We start from the raw sequence: 12,481 nt of genomic DNA, 5'->3' as shown, positions 1-12,481 counted from the left end.
GACATGATATAAATGACAACAACCCGGCTGCTCCTTTCTCAACCACAAAATATGTAAGCGCTTTAAATTATAAATAATATTAATATATATTTATATACTTTATTTAATATAAAATAAGCCCGCGATTTCCGCGACTGTCTTACTGAGCAGCCCTTCCGAGGAAGGGCTGCTTTGCTTTCATATTTCCATCATGAACATGTGAATAACCTGCAATCGGTGTCCATTTATCTCATTGGCATATCTAGCGTCGCCGTTCTTACGAATCGGCGGTCTTCCGTCCAATGATCCCGGTACCAGGTGCAGCTTTCGAACTTAACTCCGATCTGCTCCATTTTTCGTTCGAGCATCTCGCGGAAACGGTCCAGAATAGCGCTGTATTGAGGATCTTCAGCTAAATTATTCATTTGGTACGGATCCGCCTGATGATCGAACAGCAACTCTTTCCGGTCGGTCCGATAAATCGCGTAGGTGTATCGCTTGTCTCTCATGGCTCTCCACTCGTGGCCGTCTGACCAATCCGCGGTGGCGCCGCTTCCTTGCAGGAATGCCGCCTCTGGCTCCTGCCCATCCCCTCCGAGCGCGAACGGACTGAGATCTATTCCCACGACCTCATCCGGAACGGGGAGTTCGAGTATGGACAGTAGAGTGGGCATGATATCGCAAGTGTTCAGACACACATCGGTCACTGCGCCCTGCGGGATCTGGGCTGGCTGACGAATGAGGAACGGAACCCGCAGAGCTTCCTCGTAAATGAGCTTGTACCAACCGTGACGACATTCTTATGTACTCGTTTGAATAAAAATAGTTATAGTTTGTGAAATATTGTACTTAAATTAACGGGAAACGTTAGTTAAATAAAACAGCGACAGTCTAGGACTTTATTTTCTCGTCCTTGGCTGTCGCTGTTTCAATTTCTAGGCTCAGTCTAAAACTTATTTTTTGGAGTCTGACGGTTTGACAATTCGAAAAGCAGCGCATCTCGATCGCTCGCGCGATTTTGAAAAATCCAGCCATCATAATACTGGATGAGGCAACGTCCTCGCTCGACACCGAATCGGAGAAGTCGATTCAAGACGCGCTCACTCATCTGCTCGAAGGCCGTACCTGCCTCGTAATCGCGCACCGGCTGTCGATGATCCAGCAAGCCGACACCATCTATGTGCTAGATAACGGCGTCATCCTCGAATCCGGCACGCATGACGAGCTGCTTGCAGGGCAAGGCAGATACAAGCAACTCTACGAGCTTCAGTTCCCGCAGAAGGAAGTTTCAGCACCAGTTTCCGAGCAGAAGCTAGTGTAGCCGAAGAATTAATATACAAGGTAGCTGCACTGTTGCATGAGGCGGAATCGCAAAGCATGAGATCAATCGAATATTCTTGTAATAACAGCTGGGCTTGAACCATTTCTGTGCCGTAATTTCGGATAAACAATCAGCTCAATTTGAAACTATACCTTCCTTGTCCGTGCCGAAAGTGGCGAACAGAGCGCCATTCACATGTCTTTACTACTAGGCGACCGGCTTAATGAACGCATAACGCATGTAACGTACAAGTTTAGCCTTTGACGCTGCCAAGAACGAGGCCAGTCGTAAAATATTTTTGCAGAAAAGGATAGATCGCCAAAATCGGTATCGCCCCGAGAAACATTTGGGCGGCGCGACCGGTGCGTACGTTCATCATCGCCAGCAGCTGAGTATAGTCGGTACTTGCTCTCAACATAATTTGTTCAAAGTTGAGAAGCAGCGTCTGCAAATAGCTTTGCAACGGATAATTCGCCGTATCGTTCATATAAATAATACCGTCAAACCAAGAATTCCAATGGCCGACGATGCTAAACAGACCGACTGTGGCCAGCGCCGGCTTCAGAAGCGGCAGCAAGATTTGGACCAATATTTGAATGGGCCCCGCCCCGTCAATTGTTGCCGATTCTTCAATTTCTTCCGGCAGCCCTCTGAGGAAGTTCATCAGTATAATCATGCTGAAGACGGGGATCGCTCCGGGCAAAATCAAAGACCAGATGGAGTCGATCAACCCGGTCTGAACCACGATCAAATAGGTAGGAATCAATCCCCCATTGAACAGCATGGTGAAAACAAAAAAGCCCATGTAAATACCGCGGCCCAACACTTTCTCCTTCGTCTTCGAAAGCGGATATGCCGCGAGCACCATCAAAATAAGGTTAACCAGCGTACCTAATACGACACGTTGGAGCGAAACCCACATTGACCGAAAAAATTCATCGCCTTTAAGCGCGTACTCATAGGCTTTCGTATTGAAGTCGACGGGCCAAAACATGACTTCGCCCGCCGATACCGAGGCGCTGCTGCTGAACGAGACGGCCAACAGGTTAACGAACGGCAGCACGCAGATCAGCGAAACCAAAATCAACACCGTGTAGTTAACGATATGAAACATCTTCCGCCCCAGGCTGTTATCTTGAACCACGATCATCCCTCCTTAGAAGATACGGTATCCTGCGACGCGATAAGCTAGTATATAGGATAAGACAACTAAAATGCAGGAAACGATCGACTTGAAAAATCCGACGGCAGCGCCTACCGAATATTGCGCCTGTTGAATGCCTAGCCGATACACATAAGTATCGATGATATCGCCTGTCTCATAGACGACGGGCGAATATAAGTTGAAGATTTGGTCGAAGCCTGCATTCAAAATATTGCCGAGCGATAGGACCGTCATCAATATAATCGTAGGCATAAGCAGCGGCAGCGTAATATAGAGCGTCTGCTTCCATCGTTTTGCGCCATCAATCAACGCCGCTTCATACAGTCCCGGGTCAATGCTCGTCAAGGCCGCCAGGTAGATGACAGTGCCGAAACCAAAGCCTTTCCAAATGTCCGTCACGATCATAGTCCAAGGAAACATGGAGGGACTTCCCAGAAATGAAATAGGCTCCGCTCCCAAAAAGACGAACAAAGAATTGACGATGCCGTCCGATCCCAAAATATCGATCATAATACCCGCCATAATGACCCACGATAGGAAATTCGGAACATAGACCAGCGTCTGAATCGATCTCTTCAGCGCTGCACGCGCGACTTCGTTCAGCAATAAAGCGAAAATGACCGGTACGACGATGCCTCCGATCAGCTTGAAGACCGACATATACATCGTGTTCCAGATCGTTCGCACAAAATTAGGCTGTCTGAAAACGTGTTCGAAGTTATCCATTCCGACCCAATGCGATTTAAAGCCGAGACCAGGATTATAGTCCTGAAACGCTATAATCATTCCATATAGCGGAAGGTAACTGTAAATAAAAACGATAATAACGCTCGGAATGAGCATAAGGTGGAATGCTCGTTGCTGTTTTAATTTTGTTAACATGTCCCGCTCCTCCGTTCACGTAAAGGAGGCGAGCGCATCCCCGCCTCCCCGTTTTCAAAATATAGGAAGGTAAAAGTTTCATACTTATACTTAAGCCTATATTTCACCACGAAACTTTGCTTTTGCCACCAAGGACGGCGTCAGCCGTATACGCTTGTTCGGATTGCTTACTGCTGGCCATACATAGCGTTGACGGCTGCGGTCGCTTCCTCACCGCCGGCTGCATGCCAATTTTTGACGAGCGTATCGAAATAATCGATGCTTTCCGAGCCCATAATGATCTTCGTGAAGCCTTCAGTCAGAATATCATCCAGTGTGGAGCCGTATTTGGCAAGCTCTTTCGGCGGCGCACCCCACATCGCGGTCTTTATATACTGGTCATTGTCGAGAATGGACTTGGCAAGGCCGTAAGCAGGCTTCTGTGAACCTTGCTGCAGATAGTCGCCGGTAGCCGCAGGTGTCGCATTCGTCATAAATTCAACGCTGTTATTGTATTTTTGCCACATGCCGCTTGTCGTAAATTGACTCGTATCTTTCGATTTCAGAGCTTCGCTCACTCGTTCGAACTGTTCATAATCCGTCATCGGATTAATGATCTTGAAGGCGCCTGTGACATGCGCGATGTCTTTGTCCAACATGGCGGACAGCGTCTCAGGCGTTTCCTTTTCGGTTCCTTCGTCGAGGATGTAAGCATAGAAGTTAAGAAGCTTAATGGCTGCTTCCGGGTGTTTCGATTTTTTGTTCACTACCGTGTAAGAGCCGTTCGCGAAGAAGACGGATTGCGTCGCCACTTGGCCATCGACAGTCGGAATCAGATAAGGATAGAACACCGCGTCTTTGCCCTGATTAGTTACGGTATCGACGCCTGGGTTATAACCCCACCATTGATAATACGGCTGCATGCCGGACTTGCCGGATACAATCCCGGAGTTCATGGCGCTGAAATCTTTAATCGGAAATTCCGGATCAATAATGCCCAGCTTGAACCATTCGGCCCATGCCTCGAGCGCATCTTTCATTTCCGGCTGCACCGAGCCGTACACCAGTTTGCCGTCATTGCCCGGAATCCACATGTCCGGATGAGCTCCCCAGCCGATTGCGAGTAGATTCAAGTAGTCCAGCGTCTGATCGACCGCAATGCCGTAGCCGCCATACGCCTCCTTGAACTTCAGGGCAATGTTCTTGATATCGTCCATCGTTTTCGGATCCGAAAGGCCCAGCTCTTCTTTCCAATCGTTTCGAATCCAGATATAGTCGGGCTGGTCGATGAACCCCCAGTGCATTTGCGGAATGCCGTACAGCTTGCCATCTTTCTTGCCCGACTCATAACTGGCACTGTCGGCCTCCATATAGCCTTTCAACCGGTCGGAACCATAAGCGTCGAGCACTTCCGTCAAATCCATAATCATGTCCGCTTCGATCAACTGCTGCAGCTGCGTTGCGTTGACATGGAACACGTCGGGCAATTGATTAGACGAAATAGCAAGATTAAGCTTCGTATCGTATTCGTCGGTTACCCAATCTGTCACGACATCAATATTAAACCGTTCCTTGTAAGCGCGAGTCCATACGTTACTGGTCATATTGTCCCCTTCCGGGAACTGCGCCGAAGAATATTCAGCTCTTACCGTGTGGATGGTGACCGGCTCGGCATAGGCTCCGAACGCGTAATCGACCTCGCCTTCTGCATTCACCGACTGCTCAGGTTCTGGCGCCGACTTCGGATCATTTTCCGTATTCCCAGTATTTCCGCTGCATGCCGCCAGCAAGACGAGCGTCAGCACCATCACGATAGACAATAACTTTTTACTCATACTATCCCCCCTATTTATCCATTGGTTGATACGAGTTTATTGTAAAAAAAAATGAGAGTTGGAGCTATCAACTTAATTGACAAGTTCCTGCTCCTTTCTTGACACGTCGAAACCAGACTGCCGCGATGACTGCCCAAAAGTAAAAATAATGCCTGTGCATCAAAAAAAAGTGCAAGAAAATGAGCATCCTTCATTTACACACGACAAATAACCCTTCCCGGGCGGGAAGGATTACAGTCGAACAGGAAAGCTGATTACGTTTTCGGTTGAGCTTCACGATTCCCGGCTCGGTCAATCGCAAGCTGTATTTTCGCCAATTCGCGGACCAGATCGGCTCCTCTCAGGTACTCATTCAGAGCGTCGATTATTTCCAGCTGAAGTGACTCCGTCGACACGATATGCGGCCAATAAATCATCGCTTCCTCGCCGGTAACTAATTCGAAGATGCGGCGGACAATGGGATCATGGAGCAAGGCACCGCTGACGGAGGGAACAGCCATGACTTGATTCGCCAGCTTTTCTTGCATTTCTTGTCCGTTCATATAGGCCAGGAATCGTTTCGCTTCTTCAGGATGCGCACTGTTCGCGCTAATGACTTTGTAGGAGCCAATATTCAGGTTTGGTACGGTGCGCTCTACTCCGGGCACCATCATAAAGTCGATTTCCTGTCCGGAATTGTTGGCGTTCAGCTCCGACAGATCCCAGGTGCCGGTAACAATCATGGCAGCTCTGCCATTGCCAATCAGATCTCTTGACTGTTCATACTTCAACTGCTCCCAGCCCTCCGGCACGAAGCCTCGATCGATTATTTCCTTTGTCATCGACATAGCTTCGATAATCATCGGATGATCCGCTCTCACCTTGCCCTGTTCCAGCATAGCCGTCCAGGTTTCGTCCGCCCCGGCATTAGACATGAGCGAGCCAAACAAAAATTGCGGCACCCACCATTCGGAATTAAGCGCGATCGGAATAATTCCTTGATCTTTCAGCTTCTCGCACAATCGAATAAATTCGGCCCACGTTCGAGGGATGGAAAGTCCAAGCTTCTGGAACATCGTCTTGTTATAGAGAAAGCCGTCCGTATGCATCAAGCCGGGAACGCCGTATACATGGCCGACTTTCGTGACCGGCTCCAAAGATGCCGGAAGAAAATCGTTTAAGAAATCCTCTTTGCTCAAGTCTAAGTAGACATGATCATCCAGCCGCCGGATTTCCTCGAACAGACTGGGCGACCAAACGTCGAACACGTCCATTTGCTCGCCCCCGAGCAATCTCATCTTTAATCCCGCCGTATAATTGATGTTCTGAATATGGTCCACCTCGATGCGTATATCCGGATTCATCTCTTCGAATTTGGCGATAGCGTCAAAATAATGGCTTGCTGTCTCCGACGAATCCAGCATGAAGCTTGTATATCGCAGTACAACAAATGTTGACGACAATGCCGTATCGGGCCGTTCTGCCGAATCGTCCGCGGCACAGTCAGCCAACAGAACGGCAGCGGCCACGACTATCCACCACAAAAACCTTGCTCCTCCCGCCACCGAGCCCTCCCCCTTTATTTATGCACCGAGATGCTTCATTTCCTGCGAATTCTCCTCCTCAGGCAAACAAATGCGAAACGTCGTGCCGGCTCCTTGAGCGCTATTGCACTCAATTCCGTACTTATTTCCGTAATGAAGCTGTATGCGGCGCTGCACGTTGTGCAGGCCGATACTCTCTCCATTGTCCGCCTCTCCCGCGAGAGAGGCCTTTACGAGCCGAAGCGTTTCTTCGTCCATGCCTTCTCCGTTGTCATGGACGTCAATGATAAACCCATTTTCACCCCGTGCAATGCGAATCGTGACAATGCCGTCTTCTTCCTTTTCCGCAAGTCCGTGAAAAATCGCGTTTTCGACAATCGGCTGGAGAATTAGCTTTGGCATGCGCTTTTCGATCAGCGTATCGTCTGCAAAGACATCCATGCGAATCCGGTTATAGTAACGAACCTTTTGAATGGTCATATAGTTTCGCAAATTATCGAGTTCTTCGCGTACGGACACCATCGCGCCCTCTCCGCGGGCGGCATAACGCAACATGGCAATTAGCGCTTCGGTCATGACCACAATGGTGTCCGCTTGCTGCATGGAGGCGATCCACTTCACCGATCCCAGCGTATTGTAAAGGAAATGCGGGTTGATCTGGGATTGCAGCGCGCGAATTTCAGCGGCAGCTTTCTTCATTTCTTCCTGCTGGATTTGAGAGACAAGCCCTTTCAGCTCTCGGGACATCCGATTGAACCTTGTCGATAACAATCCGATTTCGTCTCGTGAATGGATGTCTTCAACCTGCTCGAATTGCCCTTTTTCCACATGCAGAATGTTGGTCATCAGCTTTTTGATCGGCCGCGTAATGACGCTTGATAAGTAGATCGAAATAATAACTAGAAATAGGAGCATCAGGAACGCCAGGAGATAAATGTTTTGCCGCAAAATATCCCCTTCCGCCGACAGCTCGCTCATCGGCATATATAAATAGGTCGTCCATCGTTGCCGGTCAAATGGGCTTTCCACGATGATATGGTCGCGCTTATCCGGTCGAATGGTTTCGGAAAACTTTTTTCCGATCAGACCTGTATTGGCATTGAAGATAATGTTATCCGCCTCGTCCACAATCGTGAACCGCGAACGCAGCGCTCGCTGAAGTCTGCTGTTCACAACTTCGATGATACTGAGGTCGATTCGCACAACCATGATGCCGAGCAACGTTCCGCTGTCCATGTCCAATATTTTCCTGGCGTGAGCAATTGCCAGCTTCTTGCTTTTCGTCTGTTGGTCGACATGCGTATCGAGCGTCATCATCTTGCTGTTCGACGCCTGAAAAAACTTGAACCATTCTTCTTCCTTCGCCTTATAACTGTAATCGTAAGGGAGATCGGTACCGACGAACAGATCTTGTCCGCCGTTTAGGTTATAGATATAAAAAGAAATTTCCCGGTCTTTCATCATGATATAGTTCATCAGCATGCCATAAGCTGTATTCTCATTTTCTTCGTTATCGTCGCGCAAATATTCCTGAAGAGGATAATTGTCTTCGGCTGTCGCTTTTACACTGCTGTTCATACCAAAGCTGGCCACCAGCGATATTTTCTCTACTTCTTTCAAATATGCGTCGATGCTCACGTTCGTCTGATTAGAGATGTCCATCAGCAGCTCCGTATATTTTTGTTCCAGCAGCCGCTGGGAAGAAGCATAAGAAATGACCGTCATAACGAAAATCGGCACGATCACGACGGTCAGGCATATAATCAACATTTTCGCTTTGATACTAATAAATGTAATTTTTCTCCGCATACATCGTCTCCATTGCAAGGCCGTGCCTTGCCTCATTACCCTCGATATTCTTCCGGGCTGACTCCGACGACCTTCTTGAAAATTTTGCTAAAGTATGTGTAATTATGATAGCCTACTTTGTCCGCCACTTCGTATACTTTATATTTACGGCTCTCTAAAAACGACTTTGCCCGGTCAATCCGGACGCGGGTCAAGCATGAAATAAAATTTTCACCCTTCTCTTGCTTGAACAGTCGGCTGAGATAAGACGGATTGACGTTGATTTGACTGGCTACGCTCTGGAGGGAGAGATCTTCTGCATAGTATCGGTGTATCATTTCGACAGCCATATCCGCATAGCTTCTCTGCTCTACCGATCGACCTTCTGCCGCCAAGCAAAGCCTCGCATAATCAAGCACAATACCATGAACATCATCCCACGTCTCTGCAGAAAGGACCGCTTCGTAAGGCAGTTTGTCCGAAACCTGCAGGCGGGACCTAACCATGTAGGACATGTGTGCGCCTACAATTTCAGTCATCCCAATATATGCCTCGCGGATCATACGTTCATTCGCCCTGTTAGCCGCCAATTCGCCCCGAAAAGCGTCGAAGAACTCCGTCAGCTTTGCTTCATTGTTTCTGTCAAGGACGTGGCTCAATGCAAGAGCGTTTGCTTCATTCGCCTCTTTAGGCGCAAGTTCCGCAATCTCATCACTCGGACAGTCCTCCGTGTCTTCAAAGAATATAATACGTCCGCCCCCTGCAAAAAAACTGCGCCTGAGTGCGTAATCCGCTTCTCGGTATGCTGCTTTCATCAATCGAAATCCCGAAACGACGGAGCTTACGCCGATAGTAATGGACATATTCATAAAATCTTTCATCGTTCGCTGAATGCTGCCGCAGAGCTCTGCGATCTCCGAGCGAGCGCTCATCATGTCGTCTCCCCTGGTATTGGCAATAAGTAAATATTCGGATGAGCTTTCGACGACCAGTTCTTTGTTCCACTTGCCCGGTATAATTTCCTCCAGAATATTGAGAACGGAGAACCTTAACAGCTTCTCATCTTTCTCCACATACTTCTGACGTACTTTCGCAAAGCCGTCGAGGCGAAGTTTGATGACCGTCAGATTTTCCGAACGCACACATGCCTGCAATTGTTCCACCTTCGCAGCCGCTTCCTTCTCGCCCAACAAGCCACTGATCAGGTCTTTGAACAAGCTTTCCTTCAGATGGGAGAGGCTTTGTGAAATGTGCGCCGTCAACATCACGGTCTGGCTCCCGCTGCCGCCGAGCTCCCTTTTCCGCCTGATGCCGGCAAGCAGTTCGGCTAGAACTTCCGGCGTTATCTCGCTTTTGATCAAGTAATCGATTGCGCCAAGCTGCAACGCTTCCTTCACGTACCGGAACTCGTCAAAGTTGCTCAGTATCACGTATTTGCAATCGGTGAAAGTTTTCGACGCTTCGCGGATCAACTGCAGTCCGTCCATGACGGGCATCTTGATATCAGTAATGATTAAATCTGGCTTCACCGAGTGAGCCATTTCGATTGCTTCCTTGCCGTTCGCAGCCTCTGCGGCGATCCGGAATCCGTGCGCTTCCCAATCGATCATGGAACGAATGCCAATACGCATTAATAATTCGTCATCCACTATCATCAGTTTAAACATTTCGATCCCTCTTTGTGTGTTTGAGATACATTCTGAAATCGCTTTCATAAAATAATAATATAATAACCTAACTTGAACTTTGATCAATAATATATTCACTCTCACTATACACCCTGTTCCTTATTCAGTAAATTATTCTCTCTCAAAATAGAAAACGGGATGGATCATATATAGCTACTGAACCATCCCATTTTCATTTATTAAGTTATTGTTAAATTGTCTCTAAGTTAGTCCTTACTTACCTAAAGTTTTTCAAACTCTGAAACCGCGTCAAATCTCCGAATGGTCGGGATGCCTAGCGGCCTTTGTTTTCCATCCTTCTTTGGGATGTACTTCCGTCGCACAGGCGAAGGATGGTAGTTCCCTTCCTTCAACAAACGGTGGCACTCTTCTATGAATTGAAATTCACCCTGCTTCTTGATGTCCGCAAGCTCATTCGGCGTCAGTTTGTTTAGAGCCCATTCCGGATAATGCTTAAACTTCTGTCCCTTAATAGCCATAAAAATGCACCCCTAAGAATTCATCGGAATAACCAGGTGGTTTTCCAATGTCTCTTCTATGGGGTGCACGTCGCAATAAATGAACGAGGGCTTTCTTTTTCGTTATGATGCTTTGCTGCCGATGGTGAAGGTCGTCGAAGCTACGGCATCGTAGCCGCCGCCGTAGAAGTAAACGAATTTGTACGTCGAACCCTCTTTGTACCTGTCCGGGTAACCGATATACCTCGGATCATACGTAAATTTGCATGTACCGTCCGTCACTTGCGTGTACATCCACCAGATCGAGGCTAATTCTCCCGGCTTTTCATTAACTTCATATAACCCGATCCAATCGCTTTGGGGTGCTCTAGCGTTCTCGACGGTAACTTCTATCGTATCTTGTACGCCAAGTAATTCATTTTTCGACAAAGTTATCGTTACATCCTTGACTACGCCGTCGAGCGTTTTACCCAGAGCCTTTAAAGATTCTCTGCTTTCATTGCCATATGCGTCAAGGGCATGGACCTCGATCTTGTACGTCGTGTTCGGCTGCAGTCCGTCGAGGTTCAGCATCAAGGGATTCGGGACCGGATCTTTGTAAAATTCCGAGAACGCGAGATATTCCTTGGAAGCTTCCCTTGTTCCCGCGTTTTTTGCGACGATTTTATAGTCATGGACGAGCAGATTGTCTTTCGCTTGCGTCAGCATAACGGTCAGCCCGGTTAAAGTCGTTTTGTCGTCAACGACGGATAGCATCGCGTCCCTGTTGAAAAAGGGAGCCTGCTTGTCCTTTCTAGCGTCCGTATATTTGAAGTTGCGTTTATTGGCGGGAAAGCTGATTTCAAATGGTTCGCCCGTCCAGTCATTGTTATGGATATCGCGGCGTTTGATCAGTACCTTGTTGTTGTGAACCTCCACGATGAGGGCTTGGTTCAAGACATCGGCGCCTTCGGGAACTTCCCCTTGGATTCTTCCGGCATCGAGCCACAGATAAGCACCGGTAGAAGTTCCGATGGTCGTGAAATCCTTTTGATGAATGATTCTGGGATCGTCCAACGGGTAGTGCGTATGGCCGGAGAACGAGATGACTTGCGGGTACGGTTTCAAAGTATCGTAGAACAGATCTCTGTTGACTGTGAAGCCCCATTCGCTGCCATAGATTGTGCCGATGATCGGTTGGTGATGGAAGACGAAGATCGGTTTCTTCGAATCGTCTTCGTGCGCCAGCTTCAGCTTCTCGCTGAGCCATGCGATTTGCGTTACGGTGAAAGTTCCTTCTGTCGTGCCGTCTTCCGTGCCGAGAACGATAAAATGATACCCTTTAATCACCTTGTGAAAATAAATAGATTTCATTCCTGTTTTTTCGAGAAACAGATTTTGAGCATCGGCAACAGATAAACCGTTCCAGTAGTCATGGTTGCCTATGGCGCACAAGGAGACCGCATCGGCTTGTTTTTTCGCGTTGTAGACGGCCAACAAGTCGTCATATTCTTTTATCGCGCCATCATCGGTCAAATCTCCCACCATCATGAACGCATCTTGCCTCGGGGCTGCCCGGTTCAACTGATCCATCGTTTCGGCGAATTTTTTCAGGTTTTGGTCGTTGGAGGTCTGGATGTGAATATCGCTGATCACCGGGAAGACGAGATCTGGTTTATTCCAATTTGTCTGCCGCGCGGAAGAACCGGACTCCGCTAGCGCTTTCAAAGGATGAAGTGTGTCCGCAAGCGACAAGCCGATTACAGCTCCGGCGAGCTGGGTCGATCTTTTTAAAAAGGTGAGTCGATCCATTCCCTGATCCGTAACGTCATTCTTGCTTTCGTTCGTCTGTCGATTTTGCTTGTCTTCTTTCATCATCTTGTA

8 protein-coding genes and 2 pseudogenes are annotated in these 12,481 nt (G+C 48.2%); 1 reads left to right on the top strand and 9 read right to left on the bottom strand.

The window, feature by feature from the left end:
• Positions 1-224 precede the first annotated feature (224 nt).
• A pseudogene (locus MRBLPE1_RS17215) lies at positions 225-758 on the bottom strand (sulfatase/phosphatase domain-containing protein); the annotation flags it as partial.
• Between the two features lie 206 nt (positions 759-964).
• On the opposite strand from MRBLPE1_RS17215, the pseudogene MRBLPE1_RS17210 reads away from it, so the two are divergent.
• Positions 965-1,300: pseudogene (locus MRBLPE1_RS17210) on the top strand (ABC transporter ATP-binding protein); the annotation flags it as partial.
• A 253-nt stretch (positions 1,301-1,553) separates the two neighbouring features.
• Here the strand turns inward: MRBLPE1_RS17210 and MRBLPE1_RS17205 are convergent.
• The 8 genes from MRBLPE1_RS17205 to MRBLPE1_RS17170 all read right to left on the bottom strand — a co-directional run bounded on the left by MRBLPE1_RS17205 (position 1,554) and on the right by MRBLPE1_RS17170 (position 12,475).
• Entirely contained in the window at positions 1,554-2,444 is an 891-nt protein-coding gene (locus tag MRBLPE1_RS17205; RefSeq protein WP_364147555.1) for a carbohydrate ABC transporter permease, read from the bottom strand.
• Between the two features lie 12 nt (positions 2,445-2,456).
• On the bottom strand, positions 2,457-3,347 hold the full coding sequence (locus MRBLPE1_RS17200) for an ABC transporter permease (RefSeq protein WP_364147552.1): 891 nt from the start codon (positions 3,345-3,347) through the stop codon (positions 2,457-2,459).
• A 167-nt stretch (positions 3,348-3,514) separates the two neighbouring features.
• On the bottom strand, positions 3,515-5,161 hold the full coding sequence (locus tag MRBLPE1_RS17195; RefSeq protein ID WP_364147549.1) for an extracellular solute-binding protein: 1,647 nt from the start codon (positions 5,159-5,161) through the stop codon (positions 3,515-3,517).
• Positions 5,162-5,415: 254 nt separating this feature from the next.
• On the bottom strand, positions 5,416-6,705 hold the full coding sequence (locus tag MRBLPE1_RS17190) for an ABC transporter substrate-binding protein (protein WP_364147547.1): 1,290 nt from the start codon (positions 6,703-6,705) through the stop codon (positions 5,416-5,418).
• 18 nt (positions 6,706-6,723) lie between these two features.
• Complete coding sequence (locus MRBLPE1_RS17185; protein ID WP_364147544.1) at positions 6,724-8,493, bottom strand: cache domain-containing sensor histidine kinase; 1,770 nt, start codon at positions 8,491-8,493, stop codon at positions 6,724-6,726.
• A 35-nt stretch (positions 8,494-8,528) separates the two neighbouring features.
• Positions 8,529-10,139: a response regulator gene (locus tag MRBLPE1_RS17180; protein ID WP_364147541.1), complete on the bottom strand. Its 1,611-nt coding sequence runs from the start codon at positions 10,137-10,139 to the stop codon at positions 8,529-8,531.
• 242 nt (positions 10,140-10,381) lie between these two features.
• Positions 10,382-10,639 carry a hypothetical protein gene (locus MRBLPE1_RS17175; protein ID WP_364149798.1) on the bottom strand — a complete coding sequence of 86 codons (258 nt, stop codon included), beginning with the start codon at positions 10,637-10,639 and terminating at the stop codon, positions 10,382-10,384.
• Positions 10,640-10,741: 102 nt separating this feature from the next.
• Positions 10,742-12,475, bottom strand: a complete 1,734-nt coding sequence (locus MRBLPE1_RS17170; RefSeq protein WP_364147539.1) for a metallophosphoesterase family protein — start codon at positions 12,473-12,475, stop codon at positions 10,742-10,744.
• Positions 12,476-12,481: the final 6 nt, after the last annotated feature.

The sequence above is a fragment of the Paenibacillus sp. LPE1-1-1.1 genome, assembly GCF_040676435.1.
Lineage (GTDB): Bacteria > Bacillota > Bacilli > Paenibacillales > Paenibacillaceae > Pristimantibacillus.
The sequence above is the reverse complement of the archived record's forward strand: the minus strand, read 5'-3'. Positions and strand labels throughout refer to the sequence as shown.